Genomic DNA, 19,117 nt, shown 5'->3' with positions numbered 1-19,117 from the left:
TCAGGCTGATAGCGATGCTGGGTCAGCAGCAGGGGAGCACGGAGGCTCTGTGAAGCCGGTTAGCTCAAAGATGGCAGTTTGGCTACCATGCGCGCTATTTTTTCGGGAACTGCCCCATGAGTTATCGCGCAATGTTCGCCGGGTTGCTGCTGGTCATCGGCGGCTTGGCCCATGCTGAAAAGCTCTCCTATGAGCGCGATATACAGCCGATCTTCACGGCCAAATGCCTGGCCTGTCATGCCTGTTACGACGCACCCTGTCAGCTCAATCTGGGCAGCGGGGAGGGCCTGCTTCGCGGTGCCAGTAAGCTGCCGGTCTACCACGGAACACGCAGTGAAGCGCAGCAGACCACGCGCCTCTATCTCGATGCCCATGGCGAAGCAGCCTGGCGTCGGCGTGACTTTCATTCGGTGCTGGCACCTGGCGACGGGCAGGCGGCGCTGCTGTCACGCATGCTTGAACTGGGTCGAAGCCAGCCCTTGCCGGCCAATGAAAAACTCCCGGAAACCCTGGATATTGGCATCAGACGCGACAATCAGTGCCCACTTCCCGCAGAGTTCGCCGACTACGCAAAAAGAAATCCCCACGGCGGCATGCCCTTTGCCGTGACTGGTCTGGCTGATGGCGAGTACGCGACATTGCAGACCTGGATCGAACAGGGTGCAGCGATAGACCAGCAGCCAGCGCAGCCCACGACCCGCGAAGCTGCACAGATCACGCAATGGGAAGCCATGCTCAATGCTCCCGGCAACCGCCAGGCATTGGTCAGCCGTTGGCTATATGAACACCTGTTTATTGCCCATCTGCATTTCGATGGCGGCAGCAGCGGACGCTTCTTCCAGTTGGTGCGGTCACGTACGCCCAGCGGCCAGGCGGTCGACCCGATCGCCACGCGCACGCCCAATCAGGATCCGGGCACGCGGTTCTTTTACCGTATCCGCCCGGTGGAAGGCGTGATCGTGCACAAGACGCATATCACTTATCCCCTCGATCAACGCAAGCTGGAGCGAGTGCAGGAGCTGTTTTTCGGCGAGCACTGGACCCTCGATGCCCTGCCGGGCTATGGCACGTACCATCGCGCCAACCCTTTCGAGACCTTCCAGGCAATTCCGGCGCAGGCGCGCTACCAGTTCATGCTCGATAATGCCGAGTATTTCGTACGCACCTTCATTCGTGGGCCGGTGTGCCGCGGGCAGATCGCCACGGACGTCATCCGTGACAATTTCTGGGTGCTGTTCCAGGACCCGCAACACGATCTCTACCTTACCGATTCCGTTTACCAGCGTCAGGCCACACCACTGCTGGCAATGCCGGGGCAGATCGATGATTTGCGTGGTTTGATGGATTTCTGGCGCATCTATCAGAACAAGCGCAATCAGTATGAACAGCTGCGCCTGCAGGCCTACACGCAGATGCCTGCGCGCTGGGAGCATATCTGGGCGGGCAACGACAACGCACTACTGAGCATTTTTCGTCAGCACGACAGTGCTTCGGTACACAAAGGCCTGATCGGCGAGATTCCGCAGACGCTCTGGTGGATGGATTTCCCGCTGCTGGAGCGCACCTATTACCAGCTGGTGGTCAATTTCGACGTGTTCGGCAACGTCTCGCATCAGGGGCAAAGCCGCCTCTACTTCGACCTGATCCGCAATGGCGCCGAATTGAATTTTCTGCGCCTGCTGCCCGCCGGCTCGCGTCAGGCCATTCTTGATAATTGGTACGACAAGAGCGGCCAACTCAAGCTGTGGCTGGCCTATACGAAAATAGACACCGCTACCCCGAGCGCTCTGAAGCTTGAGCGCAACACCCCCAAGAAAAGTTTCGCCTGGCAATTGCTGGAACGCCACGCAGCCATCAATGCCAGCCCGGACCCGATCAATCGCTGTCGCACCAGCCATTGCTACCGGGAAGGGCAGAGCACCGCCCGGCAAGCGTCCGAGCAGGCACTGAGTCGACTGACCAACCGGATTGCCGCGAGCCTGCGGGTCGTCAACTGGATGCCCGAAGCGACGCTGCTGCGTGTCGAGCACGACGGCGAACCGCGGGAAATCTACAGCCTGCTGCGCAATCGTGCCCACACCAATGTAGCGTTCATGTACGGCGAAGCGCACCGCTACCAGCCCCGTCTGGATACGCTGACGGTCTATCCGGGTGTGCTCAGCAGCTACCCCAACTTCATATTCAGCCTGACAGCCAGGGAGGTGCCCGGCTTTGTCGTTGCCATGGAGCAGGCCAGGGACAAGGCTGCCTTCGAGCGCATTGTCGAACGCTGGGGCATACGGCGTACGCATCCGGACTTCTGGGCGCACTTCAACGACCTCAGTCGCTATCTACATGAGACCGACCCGCTGGAGGCGGGCGTGCTCGACATGAATCGCTACGAGAATCTTTGAAGCGGCGCCTCATAAGCGAAGACCCGGACGTTACCAGGCGGAAGCCGGCGACTCCTTGATCAACTCCAGCATCAGCAGTGAGCGGCCGGTTACGGAGTATTCGTCACCGAACTCGAAGCGCTCGGGACGGGCAGAGGGGTGGTTGGTATCCACCAGGCGGTTCCAGTACATACCCTGCGGGACCTCCGGCAGGGTGAAGTCGACCAGGTCATGGTGTGCGTTGACGATGATCAGCAGGGTTGCATCCGAACCTGCCCGGCGAATCCCGGTAGGTTGCGCGCGACCATCGAGCAGCATGCCCATGCAGCGATTGTGGCTGTCGTCCCACTGTTCGACGGACATTTCTTCGGCGTTAGGCGCCAGCCAGGTGACATCCTTCACACCCAGCTCTTCATGGTAGGCCCCCACCAGAAAGCGACTGCGGCGCAATATCGGATAGCGCTGACGAAGCCGCAAAAGCTTGCGCACGAAGGCCAGCAGTCCTTGGCTGTCTTCGCTGATATCCCAGTTCACCCAGCCGATTTCGCTGTCCTGGCAATAGGCATTGTTGTTGCCGTACTGGGTGCGGGCGAACTCGTCACCTGCAACGATCATCGGCGTGCCCTGTGAGAAGAGCAGGGTGGCGAAGAAGTTGCGCATCTGCCGGTAACGCAGGTTGTTTATTTCGGGATCGTCGGTCGGACCTTCCACGCCGTGGTTCCAGGACAGGTTGTTGTCGCTGCCGTCACGGTTGTCTTCGTCGTTGTCTTCATTGTGCTTTTGGTCGTAGGACACCAGGTCCTTGAGGGTAAAGCCGTCGTGGGCGGTGATGAAGTTGATCGAACTGAAGGGGCGACGGCCACGCTGATTGAACAGGTCGCCTGAACCGGTGAGGCGGCTGGCAAAGTCGGCAAGCTGGCCGTCATCACCTTTCCAGAAAGCGCGCACGGTATCGCGGTACTGGTCGTTCCATTCCGCCCAGCCAGGAGGGAAACGCCCGACCTGATAGCCGCCGGGGCCACAGTCCCAGGGCTCGGCGATGAGCTTGGTCTTGGCCAGCACCGGGTCCTGGCGGCAGGCGACGAGAAAGCCGTGGCGTTCGTCGAAACCCTCATGCTCACGCCCGAGGATGGTCGCCAGATCGAAGCGAAAGCCGTCCACGTGCATCTCGGTCGCCCAGTAGCGCAGCGAGTCGGTGACCATCTGCAGTACACAGGGGTGGCTCATGTCCAGGGTGTTGCCGGTGCCGGAATCGTTGATGTAATAGCGTTTGTCATCCGGCATCAGGCGGTAGTACGAGGCATTGTCGATGCCACGCATGGACAGCGTCGGACCCAGCTCGTTACCTTCGGCGGTGTGGTTGTAGACCACGTCAAGGATGACTTCCAGGTCGGCGTTGTGCAGGTGCGCGACCATCTCCTTGAATTCGCTGATCTTGCCGCTGGCGAGGTATTTGGGATGTGGCGCGAAGAAGGCAATGCTGTTGTAGCCCCAATAGTTGCTCATGCCCTTTTCCAGCAGGTGCTGATCCTGGACGAAAGCATGTATTGGCAAAAATTCGATGCTGGAAACCCCCAGTTTGCGAATGAAGTCGATCACTTCTGGCGTCTTGAAGGCCTCGAAGGTGCCCCGTGCGTGCTCGGCTACTGCTGGGTGGCGCATGGTGTAACCGCGCGCATGCGTCTCGTAGATGATTGTCTGGTCCCACGGCACCTGCACCGGATGATCGCGGCCCCAAGTGAAGGCAGGATCTATGACCTTGCATTTCGGGACAAAGGGCGCGCTATCGCGCTTGTCGAAACTGAGGTCTCCATCGCGGTGACCGATGGTGTAGCCGAACAGCGCCTCGGACCAGCGCAGCTCGCCGACCAGCTGTTTGGCATAGGGGTCGATCAACAGCTTGTTGGGGTTGAAGCGATGCCCGGCGTCCGGCTCGTAGGGACCATGCACCCGATAGCCATAAACCTGGCCCGGATGGGCGTCCGGCAAATAGCCATGCCAGATCTCGTCGGTGTACTCAGGGAGTTCGATCCTCTCCAGCTCGGTTTCGCCGCTGGCATCGAACAAGCACAGCTCAACCTTGGTCGCATGCGCCGAGAAGATGGCGAAGTTCACCCCCAAGCCGTCCCAGGTCGCACCCAGGGGGAAGGGAAGCCCTTCGTGAATACGCGAAACCTGCTGGGCCAGAGATGAAGGCTTTCGTTTGCTCATGAATACTCCGATGGCGCGAGTCGCGACGGGGCTGAGAGGATGACCAGGGTCGATCAGCTATCTATGTTTTGGAAGATCGTGGCGACCGGGGTTTGCGAGCGGCTGCCACAGGCTTCTCCGGCTTGTCGATTGGCGTTGCATCGACCGGTTTGGTGGCTGTCTTGCGGGTCCTGGCCTGCTTGGCGGGCGGTGCGCTGCCCTCGGTTTCGACCAGCTTGCGGGCCATCTCCCAATGGCGGGCGTCCTCTCCTTCAGGGCAGCCTTCGGACTGCCAGATTTCATAGGCAAATTCGCGGATGCGTTGTTCTTGTTGATTCATCGTTCGTTTTCTCCTTGCGCTGTAAATGTTGTCTGTAAAACGGCCACCGGCAGTGAACCCAGGACCTGTCGGAGGTGCAGGCTCGTTTGTCTGGGTGTGACTGTTTCTGTGTCCAAAAGTCCCGTGAGCCGCATACCGCTCAGCACCTCAGGCAGCTGTACGAGGGTGTCTGCCCAGCGTTCAGGTGCAATGTGGGGCGTGTGCCTGTCAGCCAAAAGACTGGTGGCCAGCCTTGGGGCGATGACGATCACCCAGGTCCCGTCCAGTTCGCGGGCAAAGGCAATCACCTGCCTGGCATGTTCGCCCTCGACCTTCAGCGGCAGATAGCGTCCCTCGCTGAACAGGCGTGGCTGGGTGTTGCGCAGATTCAGGGTGCGCGCGATAAGCCATTGCTTGATGCGGCCATCCTTCCAGTTGGCCAGCAGCTCGACGGGCTGAGCCTGAAGGTCGAAGGTGGCGCGGCGCCTGGCAAAATCCACCGGCTGACGATTGTCAGGATCGACCAGGCTGAAGTCCCAGTAATCGGTCCCCTGGTAAAGGTCGGGCACGCCCGGCGTGGTCATGCGCAGCAGCGTCTGGGTCAGGCTGTTCAACGCGCCAACCGGCGCCAGTTCGACTGCCGCCTCGGCAATTTCGCTGCGCAGGCTCCGGCATTCATCGCCGAGCAGCAGCGCGCTCAGGTACTGCCGGCATGCGCTTTCGTATTCGCTATGCGGGTCAGTCCAGTTGGTCCTCAGCTTGGCTTCGCGCAGGGCCTTTTCCTGCCATTTGCCGATGCGTTCACAATAGGCTTCGGCAGCCGGGCGATCCTCGGCGGCAAGATCCAGCGGCCAGCTACCCAGCAAGATCTGATAGAGCAGCAGTTCGTCACCGGCCGAGGGTGCTGGCCCGTCGGCCAATTCCTGACGCAACCCGTAGGCAAGTTGCCGCCAATGGCGCACCTTGGCGGCGAACCATTCGGCGCGCTCGCTGATCGCGGCCATGCGTGCGCGGGTGTCTTCGCCGCGCTTGTGGTCGTGGGTGGCGGTGGTCAGCAGGTTGCGTGGAAAAGACTCGGCACGAGCCAGGCACTCGCTATGGAAGGCTTCGACCGGCGCGCTGAAGTGCTGCGGATCGAAACCGACGTCGTTGCGAGAGAGCAGGACGCCTGATCGATAGCAGGCAGTGTCTTCTACGGCCTTGGCAGCGGCGGGTGAGGTGAGCTGCTGGAAACGCGTGCAGGCATTGCGGCGAATGCGTCGTGCAGGCCCTGGCGGCAGAGCGCGCAAGGGTTCGCCGCCCAGCCAGCGCTCAAGGTGATCGAGCAGCGGCCAATCCGCCTCGCCGAGGGTGGTGTGCGCACCGGCCAGCGCCTGCTGGAAGAAGGGCTCATCAGCCGGTTGTCGCCCCTTGGCTGCGATGTAAGTGCGATACACCGGGAAATGCACGATCAGTTCCAGCAGCCCCCTGCGAATCGCCCCCAACGTGATGTCGCGGGTCATCAGGTCATGCCGCGCCACCTGTAGCAGCGCCTGGGCAACGCTCTCGAAGTCGCCGGCCAGCGGTCCGGTGAGGACCAATTGCCGTGCCTGGCGTACTTCTTCCATGAAGTCTTCGGGGCGCTCGGTGGTTTCACTCCAGAGCGAACAGAGCACGGCCTGTCCGGCAGGGTCGTGCTGCAGCAGCGACACCTGATTCATGAACTCATAGCCGGTAGTACCGTCCACGCCCCAGTCATCATGCAGGCGTTCCTCGCCGGCCAGGATCTTTTCAACGTAGATCGGCACATGATCCTGGGCCGCTTCGGGTGGACGGGCGGCATTCAGACGGTCCACCCGGCGGCGCAGGCGACGGCAATAACCGCGCGGATTGGCAAGCCCGTCGATATGATCGATCCGCAGGCCGTCCACCAGCCCGTCGCTGATCAGCTGGAATATTTTCGCGTGGGTTTCCTCGAAGACCACAGGCCGTTCGACGCGTAGCCCACCCAGTTCGTTGATGTCGAAAAAACGTCGCCAGTTGATGTCGTCACCGGCGGTACGCCAGCTGGCAAGGCGGTAGTTTTGCCGTTCGAGCAGGCCATGCAGGCGTTTGAAACCTTCTTCACTGGTGGAGTCATAGCGTTTGAGCGCTTCTTCGAGGCCCTGCCGGATGCTCTGACTTTGCAGCACACGAGCCAGCTCCGCACGCAACTGGCGGGCGGTCTGCCACGGCGCCGGTTCGGTTTTCAGGGCATCGAAATGCTGCGCCAGGGTTCGCAGTTCCGGTTCATCCGCCAGGCGCAGCAGCTCGCCGTAGCTGGGCGGCGTGATGGGGAAGCGATGTTCGTAATGCTCGGCATAGAGGGCGCCATCCTCTGCATCCAGGCGAAGGACGATACTGCCCTGCTGCAGGGCTTCACCGTAATCACTGCCGAGGAAGGGCACCAGCAACTGGCCTTCGAGCAGCGGGTCGGGGGAGTTCCACTCGATGTCAAAGAACAGCGCATAGGGGCTGCGCCGTCCCCACTCCAGAACGTCCAGCCACCAGGGGTTGCCGGCGCCACCCACGGCCATGTGGTTGGAGACGATATCCAGAATCAGCCCCATGTCCCGGGTGCGCAACGCCTCGACCAGTCGATACAGGGCCTCTTCGCCACCCAGTTCGGGATTGATGCGCGTCGGATCGATGACGTCGTAGCCGTGCATGGAGCCGGGGCGAGCGGTAAGCAAGGGGGATGCGTAGATGTGACTGATGCCCAGGTCAGCGAAGTAGTCGACCAGGGCGGTGGCGTCGTCGAGGGTGAAGCCACTGTGGAATTGCAGCCGCAGGGTCGCACTGAGAGGCTTCATCGTTGTTCGTCTCCGGCGACCTTGCGCCGCGCGTCTGCCAGGCAACGCAGGCGGCGGGAGCTGTCAGGGTGGTCAAGCAGGGTGGCGCTGTCGCCGGGATAGCGTCGCCGCCAATTGGGATGAGTTTCGACGATACCCGGCAGGTTGGGCTGCTCTTCCAGGCCGAGTGCATCTTCCAGAGGCAACAGAACCAGTGGTGCCGGTGTATGGCCGATAAAGCAGGCGCCGGCACGGATGGCGCTTTCGGCATCGAGCAACTCACCCGGCGGTACATCTGCAGAATCAGGCGCGTAGGGGCGCAGGGCTTCATTCAGGCCGCTACGCTCACGGTCGCGTTCAGCGATCTGTTTCTGGCGCTCGGCCTCGCTGTTCTGTCCGGCACGGATGCGCCAGTCGATATCCTGCCCGCGCCACCAACCGCCCAGGGTTGGGAGGTCGTGGGTCGTGGTGGTGGCCAGCGCGTCCTTCGGCCATTCGCGGGCCGGCTTGAAACGGGCATTGTCGTCCTGCTCGAAAAGCAGCACGCGCATGCCAAGAATATGCCGGGCGGCAAGCTTTTCGCGCAGGCCCGAGGGCACGGTGCCGAGGTCTTCACCCAGGATCACCGCCTTGTGCCGCCAGGCTTCCAGCGTCAGCAGTCGCAGCAGGTCATCGAATGGATAGTTGAGGTAGGCGCCTTCCTCGGGGTCGGCACCTTCGGGCATGACCCACAGTCGCATCAGCCCCATTACATGATCGATACGCATGCCACCGGCATGGGCCAGGTTGGCGCGCACCATCTCGATAAAGGCCCGATAGCCGTTGGCCTTGAGGCCCCAGGGCGAAAAGGCGGAAATGCCCCAGTTCTGACCGGCACGGTTGAGAATATCCGGTGGTGCGCCAACGCTCAGCGCCGCCAGGACTTCTTCCTGGCGGCTCCAGGTCTGGCTGCCACCGCCATCAGCACCCACCGCCAGATCGCTGATCAGCCCGATTTTCATCCCGGCGCTGCGCGCCGCCGTCTGCGCACGCTCCAGCCCGCGTGCGATCAGCCATTGGCAGAAAGCGTGATAGGCCACCTCATTGGCGTGCTCCTGGGCGAAGCGCTCGACGGCCGGGTTTTGCGGTGTGCGGTATTGCTCCGGCCAGTCTCGCCAGTGCTGTGGATGGCCGGAAGGGCCGAGCAGCGCGGCGTGCATGGCCTCGAAGCGGCAATGATTTTCCAGAGCCTGGCCTCCGGCTGCGCAGAAGCTGTCGAAGTCGGCCTGCTGGGCATTTTCGCCCTTGGAGAAATTCTCGTACAACGTGCGCAGCAGACACTGGCGCGCCTTGGCTACGCCGGGCCAGTCGATCAGCTCCAGCTTTTCCATGCGTTGCAATTCATCACCCAGGCCACAGGCTTCAATGGCAATACGCAGCGGCATATCCCCCAGGATGGCTTCGGGTGCGCTGTGCAGCACGTTGTAGAACAGGCGACTGGAGGGCGAGTAGGGGCTGAACTGGCCGCCATTGGCAGCAAACATGGCGTGAACCGGGCTTATTCCCAGTGCATCGGCGCCGTGAGCGGCAGCATGGTGGGCGAAGGCTTCCAGCGCCAGGGTATCGCCAAGGCCACCGTCACCGGCACGGCGTAATCCATACAACTGAACAGTAATCCCCCAGGCACCGGGGCCTGCGAGGTCCGTCACGCTGGGGCAGGCTGGCGGTGCAACGGCGAGTGTCAGCTGGTGTCCGGCAATTTGCAGGCGGTGATAACCGGGTATGTCGATGGGAGCGAGCCTCGCCTGAGCGTCAAGCGCACCTTCGAGATGCTGTCCATCTTCCAGCTCCAGGCTGTAGCGGGTATCCGGCTCGCAATAGTGTTGCAGATTCAGAACTGCAGACTGGTCCAGGGTCAGCAATGGCGGCAGGTCGCTTGCACCTCCGTCGATATGGAGCTTCTCCAGGCTGCGCTCGACGGCGTCATCGCTGTCAGCGTCCAGACCCAGGCCATGCAGGACCGCGCGCAGAGCTTCGGGCTTTACGCGCTGCTCGCGCCCATCGGCGTCGACCCAGTCGATGGACAGGCCTGCTGCTTCGGCCAGGCGTTTCAGGCGTTCCTCACTCATTGATGTCTTCCAAATGGATTCTGGCGGTGTATGGCGGCAACAAACCTGCGTCCGTATTGTTCTTCCGGCTGTTGTGCAGCAGGCGTGCCTTGGCTGGCACGGGTACCAGCGCAACCTGCTGAAGGCTCAGGTTGAGTTCCAGGCGCAATCGGCTGCCATCGCCCAGCCGCCAATGGGCCAGAACAGCTGCTTCCCCCAGCGCTGTGGCACCAAGGAAGGCCGTGCCCTGCAGGCGCGGCACGATTTCCCGATGACGGATCTCCAGCAACTGCCGGTAAAGGTCGGCCCACTCACTGTCGACCCTGGTGAAATTCGGCCTGGAGGCTTCGAAGGTTTCTGCAGCATTCGGGTCAGGGATGCGCGCGCGGGTGGCTTCATCGGCAAATTCCGAGAATTCTGCGAATTCGCCCCGGCGGCCTTCGCGTACGGCATCGGCCAGTTCGCCGTGGTGGCTGGTGAAGAACAGAAAGGGCTCGCGTGCCCCCCATTCCTCGCCCATAAACAGCAACGGGATCATCGGTGAAAGCAGCAGCAGGGCGGTGGCAGCGCGCAGGGCATCGGGCTCGGCAAGGGTGATCAGGCGTTCACCGAACGCTCGGTTGCCGATCTGGTCGTGGTTCTGCAGGAAGAGCACGAAGGAGGTGGGCGACAGATACCCGCTCGGCTCGCCCCGCGCATGGCCGCGACGATCCTGCTGGCCCTGGTAGACAAAGCCTTCACCGAGAAAACGCACCAGCTTGCGGGTCGAGTCCTCGCGATAGTCGGCGTAGTAGCCCTGGCTTTCGCCGGTCAGCAGGCTGTGCAGAACGTTATGGCCGTCGTCGTTCCATTGCGCGGTAAAGTGCCGTTCAAGCAGGCTGACGCGGTTGTCTTCATTCTCCAGAACCAGGTGGACATGGCGCCCCGGTTCGGTTTCAGCGTGCACACGCTCGGCCAGTTCGACCAGGAAGCCCCGGTCGGGAATGGCATGGACGGCATCCAGACGCAGGCCGTCGAAGCGGTATTCGTTCAGCCACATGAGTGCGTTGCCAATAAAGAAGTCACGTACCTCGGGCCGGCGAAAGTCGATGGCATCGCCCCAGGGCGTCTGCTGGTCGTGGCGAAAGAAGTGCCTGGCGTAGTGGGTCAGATAGTTGCCGTCCGGGCCGAAGTGGTTGTAGACCACATCGAGAAATACCATCAGGCCGTGGCCGTGGGCGGTGTCGATCAGCCGTTTGAGATCATCGGGGCTGCCGTAGGAGGCTTCCGGTGCGTAGGGCAGCACACCGTCGTAACCCCAGTTCCGATCGCCGGGAAACTCCGCCAGCGGCATCAGCTCGATAGCGGTCACGCCCAGCTCGGCGAGGGCGGCGAGGCGTTTTTCAATCTGCGCGTAGCCACCGCAGGCACCCACATGCAGTTCGTAGAGCACGGTTTCGTGCCAGGGCCGCCCCTTCCATTGTTGATGGCGCCAGGCATAGGCCTGCGGGTCAATGACCAGGCTGGGCCCGTGAATATCACCCGCCTGGGCGCGGGATGCCGGGTCCGGCACCTGTAACTGGTCGTCGATAAGGAAATGGTAGGCAGTACCCGCGCCTGCCTCGACATCCAGGCTGTACCAGCCATCTTCCTGCAGCGGCATGGGCAGCGTTGCGCCGCCACTCAACAGCAGACTGACACTGTGCGCGTCGGGTGCCCAGAGTCTGAAACGGGTTTGGCAATCGTCCAGCAGTAACGGCCCATGTTGCATCGATAACCTCTCACAAAGTGGCGCTGGCCTCGCTCCGCTGACGCAGCAGGCGTTGATACAGCTGGTCATAGGGTTCAACCGCATGGCTCCAGAAAAAACCGGCGCTCATGGCGCGGCAACGCATGGCGTTGAGCAGGTGCGGCTTGTCGAAGACAGCCAGCGCGCGTTCTACCGCGTGGCGATAGCTGTGCACGTCGGGCTCGTTGAAGAGGAAGCCGGTCACGCCATCATCAATGCTGTCGGCCAGGCCGCCGGTGCGATGGGCGATGGGCAAAGACGCAAAACGCTGGGCGTACATCTGGCTCAAGCCGCAGGGCTCGTAGCGTGACGGCATCAGCAGGAAGTCGCTGCCGGCGAAAAGGCGGCGGGCATCTGTTTCGTTGAAACCGATATGTACGCCGACGCGACCGGGGAAACGTTTGGCCAGCTGCCGCACCTCATCCTCCAGCACCGTTTCGCCACGGCCCAGGATGGCCAGCTGGCCACCACGTGCCACGATGGTTTCGGCCACTGCGATGCTCAGGTCGATACCTTTCTGCTGCACCAGCCGTGACACCACCGCAAATAGCGGCCCTTCACCAGGCTCCAGGTCGAACAGTTGGCGAACATGGGCGGCATTGGCTCGCTTGCCGCTCCAGTCATGCGGGCCGAAACGGCTGATCAGGTGTGTACAGTTCTGCGGGTCCCAGCTTTCGTCTATGCCGTTGAGCAACCCGCTGAGCAGTCCCTGGCGCGCCTTCATGGCAAGAAAACCCTCCAGGCCGCAACCGAAGGCCGGGGTAGTGATCTCCTGCGCATAAGTGGCGCTGACCGTGGTGACGTGGTCGGCATAGGCGATGCCTGCCTTGAGCAGCGACAGCGCACCGTAGAATTCCATCCGCTCCGGCCCGCAAGCCTCAAGCGGGATGCTCAGCTTGCGCCGGAGCTGCATGCTGATATTGCCCTGATAGGCCAGGTTGTGAATGGTAAAGACGCAGGGTGTGGTCAGCCCGCGCCAGTGCATATAAGCCGGTGTCAGACCGGTCGGCCAATCATGGGCATGGACCAGATCAGGCCTCCAGCGTATGCAGGCAGTGTCTGCAGCAATATCCGCCGCCGCCATGCACAAACGCGCAAAACGCTGCGGATTGTCCGGCCAGTCCTGACCGTGCTCGTCGCCATAGGGCAGGCCGTCGCGCTCGTAGAGTTCCGGGCAGATCACCACATAGATGATCAGGCCGTCTGGCATATCCAGCCGACCGATTCGACATGGGGGAATGTCACCGTGGGAGATGACGCTACCCACCACCCGGATCGGCATACCGCACTGCATCACCTGTTTGTATCCTGGGATCAGCACGCGCACCTCATGATGCGCGCCAAGCGCGCGTGGCAAGGCAGCAGAGACGTCAGCAAGTCCACCCGTCTTGATCAGGTCGGTCAGTTCGGAGGTCACAAACAGGATTTTTTTCTTTTGCGCCTGGGTGCTGCGAAGTTGCAGTACGGGCCGATCCGGCAGTGGCGAGGATCGGTCGGCGATCTTCTCAGCGACAGGCGCATTCTCAATGGCTGCAATACTCATAAGCACTTTTCCCAAGGACCGGCATGGGTGCCAAGTCGGTTCCGAGCACGTTTCCCCTACACAGCAGCCTTTTGTGGCGCTGTAACCAATGAGCACGGCAAGACTGAATAGCTTTGGTATGCGGCATGGAGCTTCTGAGGCTCTTCCCTGAAAAAGACCGGACGACTGGGAATTGGTTCTCGGTTTCTGACGAAACTCACAGTGGAACTTTGCTTGTGCACACCGGCTCCGAAATCTCAGCGACCAGGGCATTTCAGCGGAGCCGAAATCATGAGAGACCTTGCCGAAATCGTGCGCTTCCTAAATGACACCGGAGTGACGCTGACCACCGCTGAATCCTGCACGTGCGGGCTGATTGCCTCGTTGCTGGGGGATATTCCGGGCTGCGGTCAGGTACTGGACAGCGGATTTGTTGTGTATTCGCCCATGGCCAAGAACCGGCTGTTGCGGGTCAGCTTCGCAACCATCGAGTCCTTTGGGCTGACCAGTGAAGAAGTCGCAACCGAAATGGCACTTGGCGCGCTGAATGCCAGTGACGCGGATATCGCCATCGCCAATACCGGGGTAGCCGACGATAGCGAGGAGGACCGCGGAGGAACCCAGTGTTACGCCTTCGCCCTGAAGCAGGGTGAACGTCAGGCAAGCGTCAGCGAGACGCAACACTTCGAGGGAGACCGCGTGTCAATTCGTAAACAGGCCGCACGCTACGCGCTGGAGTGCCTGCCAGAGCGCTATGCAGAGCTGATGGAGAAACTGCGCACCCGTGTTTGATGCACTCAGTCGGACACATGGAACTCTGCCGGATACCTTGTTTCACACAGAGACGAGAATACTGAAACGGGAGAAAAGCCCATGCAAAGCGCGCAAACCGGCAATGACATACGCATTGAACGCTTGATCGAATGGCTGCGAGACGCCCATGCGATGGAAGCCCAGGCCGAAACCATGCTCACCAAGCAAGCCAGCCGCATCGAGCACTATCCCGAGCTGAAAGCACGTATCGAACAGCACATCGACGAAACCCAGAACCAGGCCAGGCTGATCGAAAGCTGCCTGCAACGTTATGACAAGTCTTATTCAGGCCTTAAGGACCTGGGCGGCAAGATGATGGCGATGGGGCAGGCCATGGGCGGCATGATGGTCAACGACGAGATCGTCAAAGGCGCGCAGATGGGCTATGTCTTCGAGAATCTGGAGATCGCTTCCTACGAGATCCTGATCGCGGCTGCAGAAGCGGTGGGCGATACCCAGACCCAGGAGATATGTACCCGCATCCTGGCCGAGGAGGTTGCGATGGCGGAGTGGATGCGCAGCCATCTTGCGCAACTGACCCAGGCCTATCTGACGCGAGTCCAGGAGCCAGGCGTCGAAGCCAAACGCTGAATCAGCAAGCAGTTTCAGCGACGGCTAATGCTCGACGGAGCTGGAATCTCTCGGACCGCCCCGGGTTGCGTAAAGCTCGAAGCGCAACTCCTGGGCAAGACGAACCAGATTGGCAGCATCACGGCACTGCTCGTCAGTGATGCCGAATACGGTCAGTTCTTCATCGTGATGTTCTTTATATAAACGCACGGTGACACGACTGTCTTCCTGAGCAAGGCAGTCACACTGATAAGGCTGAAGATGGCTGCGCAGGATGCGCTCGATCGTCAACAGGGGGAGGCGTGTAGCCATATTCCTTCCTCTACCGAGTGTGCGTGATGTGCCTTGCCTATTGAAACGCTAGCAGGGCCTCACGCGTTGTAAACCACCGTCCGGCACTAACGCGTGTCTATCCAGGAGGTTGAATGAATACATACAAAATAGTGGCGGTCGCGAGCTTATTGGCAGCGTCCGCGGCCTTCGCCCAGTGGCCTGCGGGTACGCCCGAAGAAAGACGCGGATCACCGCCCAGCACCATGGGCAACCCGACGCCCCAGGAAACCGTGGAGACTGAGCGTGATAGCCAGGGGCGACTGGTTACCGAAGACGGGCTTCCGGTAGAGACGATGCGCGAAGAAGACGATCCCGCCCTGGCACCGGACCGCCATTCCAGCCCCGGCGGGCCAACTGACCCGGCGTCCGATCCTGGCACACTGGAATAGCTTTTTCTGCTGAGAGGGGAGTTCTGTCGACTTGCCTGACGTCGTGGCCGTCCGTGCCCTGTCGCATGTATTACATGACGTGCGTTTCGCCCTTGGAACTGATACGAAGTCGTCTGCAACTCAGCGTTGACTAGTGGTGCAGTTCCCGCAATCCACAAGCGCTTTCCATGCTTGATTTCATGCGGGAGAGGAGTGGGGCAGCGCCCGCTGGTGAGAAGCCGGAGCGGGCGCTGCCCTGGAATAAAAAGGCTGCCAACGAGCGTGCAGCCAAAAAGTGACACGATCAATCGATTCAAGGAGCAACCAACGAACGAACGGCGGCGAGCCAAACGAGGAAAGGCTGCCGCAATGTCACAAACAAGAGTAAAGGCTGGTGGGGATGGGAAAAATGCTGTTCCCGAAGAAGGACTGTTACCTCACGGGTAACAGTTGCCTGCATCAGACCCTTTCTGCCGCCCAGTACTCTGGGTTCTGCACAATCTGTTGGTTATCTGACAGCGTTTGTGGCAAATGCTGTCGGAGAAATTCCACCCAGGTTCTGACCTTGGCATCAAGGAAACGCCTGGATGGGTAGAGCGCATAGAGCGTCTTCTGCTGCAGTCGAAAGTGTGGCAACAGCCGAACCAGAGACCCTCGCCGCAAAGCGGTTGCAGCGACGTAGTCGGGCAGAAGGCATATGCCCATGCCAGCCTCGGCAGCACTGTTCATTGCTTCGGCGACATTCACCATGAAGGTTTCCCTCGGGATGATAACGTGCTCATTTACAGCATTCGGAGCCTTGTCATCCAGAAAATGCCAGGTATCCGTGGATGTGCTTGCAGGTCTGCAGGACTCTCGGGTATCCCATGCCGCTTGAGATACAGCGGCGCCGCACATACGACCGGAAATACTGTGCCGAGAGGCTGCGCAATCAAATCAGAGTCGGGAAGACCCTGAGACAGGGTAATGAGCACGTCGAGATTGTTTTCCAGCAAATCGGGCTGACGCTGCGACAGCACCAGCTCCATATTCACCTCTGGATACTGCTCGCCGTAGCGTCCGGCCAGCGTGGCCAGCAGTTGGATGCCGAGTCCCGTCAATGCATGCACCCGCAAATTGCCCCGTGGCGTCAGATGCGCGCTGCTGGCTTGTGCACAGGCATAATCCAGCTGGTCGAGAATCTGCCGGCACTGCGCCAAAAAGCCTTCGCCAGCCTCGGTCAACGCCAAGCGGCGCGTGGTGCGGTGCAACAGACGAGCCTGCAATCGACTCTCTAGCTCCGATACCAAGCGGGAAACCTGAGCGGTGGAAGTTTGTGATTGCCGTGCAGCAGCAGTAAAACTCCCAGCATCCACGACCCGTACAAAGACGCGCATTGCGTGCAGCATGTCCATTTTAGTAATAAGCACCTCAAAACCCATGAGAGGGACGATAGCATAAAAGCACCAATGCAGTACGCATAATGGACGACGTTACGTTCATATTCGGTGCGGATAATGGCACGTTCCGCGCCGAATTGAATGTAATGTAGATTATGCGCTGCGCCCTCGACCTCGAAATTCGCCTGATCAAAACCGCCGAACTGTTCGCACCTGGTCGAACCGGTGCTGACGCTGTGACGTGGCTGCTCGATGACTATCCAAGGCTCGTTGCCGAGGTCCGCCAGTTGCGCAAACGGATCGACCAGCTCGACGCTGAAGAGGCCGCCTTTGACCAGCGATTGGAAGCATTACAACTGGCGTGCCGATCTCTTCTGGACTTATAACAACCTCGACCATGCCGCTTGCGGCATATCAGTCGCCGGCACGCCCTCCAGTTGACCGCTTGGCCACTGCGACGACACCCGCGAAGCGGCCCCAACCATCGACCCACAAAAAAGCCCCCAGCGGCCTAAATGGCAACTGAGGGCTATTTCGCGTCCCCGTCCTGCTGTCCCCTTCAAAACTCCATCCGCGTGCTGATCAACCCAAAACGGCTACCTCGGCAGCTTCCGGCCACGCCTTGCAGTCTCCCCGGACTGCCAGCACCTGAGCTGGTCAGGTCATGGTAATTGCGGCGGTTCAGCAATTTTTCTGCATATGCCGTAGACGTCCGATGGTTCCCCTTTCCCTCTGTTTTCTTCTGCCGCCGTGGCTCCGATAGCCCAGATTGCCATCGCCGCTTTTTGGCAGTCTTTTGCGCTCTCAAATCTGGCTAGTTCGACCCCGGCAGGGTCGTTGACTGTCAGTTCGATGAACAATGCCCACATGCGTTTGCTTCCTTGCTTTTGGCTTCACCGGCGCAGCCGGGTCCACCATCTCTAATGGTGGACTCTTGTCTAACGGTTAGACTTTCCCTTTTCTCTTTTTCTTTCTGAAAGGCGCGGTCTAGAGCGGTTTCTGCTTAAATCAGTGCAATTTCCTCTGTGTCATCCATTGTGTACGTACAGCTCAGGCCGTATTATCCAGTCACTAACCCTGTGACCCTAGCTTTTGCGCAGCAAACGCTAGGGCAGGGGAATCTTGGAGATAGGTATGGACGGTAACGAAGCTGTTCGCGAAATTCGCCGCTTGACTGGTCGAGACCCTGAAACGGGTTTGAATCTTCAAGATGAGAAGATTCGTGCCGATCAAGAACGTATAACTAAAATTCTCGCCACGCTTGCTGATAGCCAGAATGATCGAATTAACTTCCGTATTAACTCGGTTATTAAAGAAGAGTTTGAACGCCTTTGTAATAACCGCAGCTCGACATTAAGCCGTGAAATTAAGCGCTTTATGGTTGAATCTATACGTAAGCAAAAACTACTTTAACTATTGCATCAGTACTCCGCCGCATTTTGCTGTTGGGTGCGACGCAGTCGCCCCCCAGCAAATCGGCGGGGTCCTGCTGATCTGCTTGGCTTAGCTTTAGCTCGAAAGAATCAGGCCCATGAAGGGCTTAGATGCCGGGTAGGGGAGTTGGCCCTCCCTCACCCGGCTACCACAAACGATCTAATTAGGAGATCGAAATGGCTGCTACCAATTCTACGCAAACCAACATAAACACTGCTGGTCGCGCTTTTGACGCTCGCCTTCAGTTACCGTTCCAAATTGAAAAAATATCATGTTGTCTCGATGGCATGGCGAGTATCGAGCCTCTTTCGCTTGTAGGTAAACGTGTTCGTGTTGGTGAGCTTTTGCAGGCTGACTATGACGATGACCGTGGGCCTGTTGACGAATCTTTTGTTTATGAGGCCAAGGTGCTCGCTGTCCATATAGGTTCCGCTGATGACGGGATCGAAACCAGTCTTCTTTTGAAGCAAGATGGGTTTGAACCGGACTACGTGGACATCTCTAGGCTGACTTTGCTGAAGGTTCTCGGATGACTCCCTTAATGCTCGGAACCTTGTCTCACGCTACCAGTAATCGCCCGTCGAGCCGCCGAGCGGCTTGTCTCGGAGCGTAGCGGCGAGACGGGCGCTACCTTGATTAGCTCTTCGCTCCCGACACTCTGATTAGGCGCTTCGCATAATTGACGGTCGATTGGTCACGCCTTGGAGCGGGCCGATCAATCAGAATATGGCTGGCTATGTCCTTGGTGGCGCATCTGAAACCGTCAATGCCGGAAAGCAAGCGGTTGGGCTTGGGACCGAGCGTAGCGCAGGGACCGAAGCCCTAACCGTGCAGCCATCCGCCCCATCTACTTAAACAAGGCGCTTCGCATAATCTATATTATGTTAAACAATAGGCTATGTTGAGAGTGTTCATGAGCGCATCAGCCCCCCTGATTCGTTAAGCCCCCTCAAGACCTCCATATATGCAAACGGGCTGCTCATGTGTTCATGGAACCGCTGCAGCACACCTGCGAGCTATCAAGCCTTCTATGTCTACGCGAAGAGCCTCGCGCTCCATGGTGTGGCCCAGTTGCTAGCGTAGCCGACGCAACTCCACACTCACGCCACGCTGCTTGCCGTTGCCCAGAAAAGTTTCGTCACCTTGCTGCTG

The 19,117-nt window shown here is 59.8% G+C and carries 14 protein-coding genes and 2 pseudogenes; 7 read left to right on the top strand and 9 right to left on the bottom strand.

Features of this window, described 5'->3' with window-relative positions; genetic code table 11:
- Positions 1–116: 116 nt before the first annotated feature.
- Positions 117–2,393 carry a fatty acid cis/trans isomerase gene (locus NAV32_RS11565; RefSeq protein WP_256052944.1) on the top strand — a complete coding sequence of 759 codons (2,277 nt, stop codon included), beginning with the start codon at positions 117–119 and terminating at the stop codon, positions 2,391–2,393.
- Positions 2,394–2,423: 30 nt separating this feature from the next.
- On the opposite strand, the gene glgX is transcribed toward NAV32_RS11565, so the two are convergent.
- The 6 genes and pseudogenes from glgX to glgA form a co-directional block, all read right to left on the bottom strand.
- Positions 2,424–4,583, bottom strand: coding sequence for a glycogen debranching protein GlgX (gene glgX / locus NAV32_RS11560; protein ID WP_256052943.1), 2,160 nt, complete (start codon positions 4,581–4,583; stop codon positions 2,424–2,426).
- A gap of 70 nt (positions 4,584–4,653) precedes the next feature.
- Positions 4,654–4,902: pseudogene (locus tag NAV32_RS11555) on the bottom strand (DUF2934 domain-containing protein); the annotation flags it as partial.
- The gene (locus tag NAV32_RS11550; protein ID WP_256052942.1) at positions 4,899–7,712 is read right to left on the bottom strand and encodes a malto-oligosyltrehalose synthase; all 2,814 of its coding nucleotides are present in this window, start codon (positions 7,710–7,712) and stop codon (positions 4,899–4,901) included. The gene NAV32_RS11550 and the pseudogene NAV32_RS11555, both read right to left, overlap by 4 nt.
- Positions 7,709–9,799, bottom strand: a complete 2,091-nt coding sequence (malQ, locus tag NAV32_RS11545) for a 4-alpha-glucanotransferase (protein WP_256052941.1) — start codon at positions 9,797–9,799, stop codon at positions 7,709–7,711. Before malQ ends, NAV32_RS11550 begins: the two co-directional genes overlap by 4 nt.
- Complete coding sequence (treZ, locus tag NAV32_RS11540) at positions 9,792–11,528, bottom strand: malto-oligosyltrehalose trehalohydrolase (RefSeq protein ID WP_256052940.1); 1,737 nt, start codon at positions 11,526–11,528, stop codon at positions 9,792–9,794. The genes malQ and treZ overlap by 8 nt, the downstream gene beginning before the upstream one ends.
- Positions 11,529–11,538: 10 nt before the next feature.
- Positions 11,539–13,089, bottom strand: coding sequence for a glycogen synthase GlgA (gene glgA, locus NAV32_RS11535; RefSeq protein WP_256052939.1), 1,551 nt, complete (start codon positions 13,087–13,089; stop codon positions 11,539–11,541).
- Positions 13,090–13,359: 270 nt separating this feature from the next.
- Here glgA and NAV32_RS11530 point away from each other — a divergent pair, with 270 nt between their 5' ends.
- Both NAV32_RS11530 and NAV32_RS11525 read left to right on the top strand, forming a co-directional pair.
- Positions 13,360–13,860, top strand: a complete 501-nt coding sequence (locus NAV32_RS11530; protein ID WP_256052938.1) for a CinA family protein — start codon at positions 13,360–13,362, stop codon at positions 13,858–13,860.
- An 81-nt stretch (positions 13,861–13,941) separates the two neighbouring features.
- Positions 13,942–14,472, top strand: a complete 531-nt coding sequence (locus tag NAV32_RS11525; protein WP_256052937.1) for a ferritin-like domain-containing protein — start codon at positions 13,942–13,944, stop codon at positions 14,470–14,472.
- A gap of 24 nt (positions 14,473–14,496) precedes the next feature.
- On the opposite strand, the gene NAV32_RS11520 is transcribed toward NAV32_RS11525, so the two are convergent.
- Positions 14,497–14,763 carry a DUF1652 domain-containing protein gene (locus NAV32_RS11520; RefSeq protein WP_256052936.1) on the bottom strand — a complete coding sequence of 89 codons (267 nt, stop codon included), beginning with the start codon at positions 14,761–14,763 and terminating at the stop codon, positions 14,497–14,499.
- A gap of 113 nt (positions 14,764–14,876) precedes the next feature.
- Between NAV32_RS11520 and NAV32_RS11515 the strand changes: the two genes are divergently transcribed.
- Positions 14,877–15,173 carry a hypothetical protein gene (locus tag NAV32_RS11515; protein WP_256052935.1) on the top strand — a complete coding sequence of 99 codons (297 nt, stop codon included), beginning with the start codon at positions 14,877–14,879 and terminating at the stop codon, positions 15,171–15,173.
- Positions 15,174–15,611: 438 nt separating this feature from the next.
- Here the strand turns inward: NAV32_RS11515 and NAV32_RS11510 are convergent.
- Positions 15,612–16,546: pseudogene (locus NAV32_RS11510) on the bottom strand (LysR family transcriptional regulator).
- Between the two features lie 140 nt (positions 16,547–16,686).
- Between NAV32_RS11510 and NAV32_RS11505 the strand changes: the two are divergent.
- Positions 16,687–16,917, top strand: a complete 231-nt coding sequence (locus tag NAV32_RS11505; protein ID WP_256052934.1) for a DASH complex subunit Dad3 — start codon at positions 16,687–16,689, stop codon at positions 16,915–16,917.
- Positions 16,918–17,193: 276 nt separating this feature from the next.
- Here NAV32_RS11505 and NAV32_RS11500 read toward each other — a convergent pair whose 3' ends face one another.
- The gene (locus NAV32_RS11500; protein WP_256052933.1) at positions 17,194–17,400 is read right to left on the bottom strand and encodes a hypothetical protein; all 207 of its coding nucleotides are present in this window, start codon (positions 17,398–17,400) and stop codon (positions 17,194–17,196) included.
- A 265-nt stretch (positions 17,401–17,665) separates the two neighbouring features.
- Here NAV32_RS11500 and NAV32_RS11495 point away from each other — a divergent pair, with 265 nt between their 5' ends.
- The gene (locus NAV32_RS11495; RefSeq protein WP_153549441.1) at positions 17,666–17,944 is read left to right on the top strand and encodes a hypothetical protein; all 279 of its coding nucleotides are present in this window, start codon (positions 17,666–17,668) and stop codon (positions 17,942–17,944) included.
- Positions 17,945–18,141: 197 nt separating this feature from the next.
- Positions 18,142–18,498: a hypothetical protein gene (locus tag NAV32_RS11490; protein WP_256052932.1), complete on the top strand. Its 357-nt coding sequence runs from the start codon at positions 18,142–18,144 to the stop codon at positions 18,496–18,498.
- The last annotated feature ends 619 nt before the right edge of the window (positions 18,499–19,117 follow it).

The organism is Stutzerimonas stutzeri, assembly GCF_024448695.1.
Taxonomy (GTDB): domain Bacteria; phylum Pseudomonadota; class Gammaproteobacteria; order Pseudomonadales; family Pseudomonadaceae; genus Stutzerimonas; species Stutzerimonas stutzeri_T.
Note: the sequence above shows the minus strand (reverse complement) of the source record. Positions and strands in the feature narration are given on the sequence as shown.

What these genes read in the sequence shown, in the direction of transcription:
- NAV32_RS11565 (WP_256052944.1), top strand. Translation starts at nt 117, where the DNA reads ATGAGTTATCGCGCAATGTTCGCCGGGTTGCTGCTGGTCATCGGCGGC.
- glgX (WP_256052943.1), bottom strand. Translation starts at nt 4,583, where the DNA reads ATGAGCAAACGAAAGCCTTCATCTCTGGCCCAGCAGGTTTCGCGTATT.
- NAV32_RS11550 (WP_256052942.1), bottom strand. Translation starts at nt 7,712, where the DNA reads ATGAAGCCTCTCAGTGCGACCCTGCGGCTGCAATTCCACAGTGGCTTC.
- malQ (WP_256052941.1), bottom strand. Translation starts at nt 9,799, where the DNA reads ATGAGTGAGGAACGCCTGAAACGCCTGGCCGAAGCAGCAGGCCTGTCC.
- treZ (WP_256052940.1), bottom strand. Translation starts at nt 11,528, where the DNA reads ATGCAACATGGGCCGTTACTGCTGGACGATTGCCAAACCCGTTTCAGA.
- glgA (WP_256052939.1), bottom strand. Translation starts at nt 13,089, where the DNA reads ATGAGTATTGCAGCCATTGAGAATGCGCCTGTCGCTGAGAAGATCGCC.
- NAV32_RS11530 (WP_256052938.1), top strand. Translation starts at nt 13,360, where the DNA reads ATGAGAGACCTTGCCGAAATCGTGCGCTTCCTAAATGACACCGGAGTG.
- NAV32_RS11525 (WP_256052937.1), top strand. Translation starts at nt 13,942, where the DNA reads ATGCAAAGCGCGCAAACCGGCAATGACATACGCATTGAACGCTTGATC.
- NAV32_RS11520 (WP_256052936.1), bottom strand. Translation starts at nt 14,763, where the DNA reads ATGGCTACACGCCTCCCCCTGTTGACGATCGAGCGCATCCTGCGCAGC.
- NAV32_RS11515 (WP_256052935.1), top strand. Translation starts at nt 14,877, where the DNA reads ATGAATACATACAAAATAGTGGCGGTCGCGAGCTTATTGGCAGCGTCC.
- NAV32_RS11505 (WP_256052934.1), top strand. Translation starts at nt 16,687, where the DNA reads ATGCGCTGCGCCCTCGACCTCGAAATTCGCCTGATCAAAACCGCCGAA.
- NAV32_RS11500 (WP_256052933.1), bottom strand. Translation starts at nt 17,400, where the DNA reads ATGTGGGCATTGTTCATCGAACTGACAGTCAACGACCCTGCCGGGGTC.
- NAV32_RS11495 (WP_153549441.1), top strand. Translation starts at nt 17,666, where the DNA reads ATGGACGGTAACGAAGCTGTTCGCGAAATTCGCCGCTTGACTGGTCGA.
- NAV32_RS11490 (WP_256052932.1), top strand. Translation starts at nt 18,142, where the DNA reads ATGGCTGCTACCAATTCTACGCAAACCAACATAAACACTGCTGGTCGC.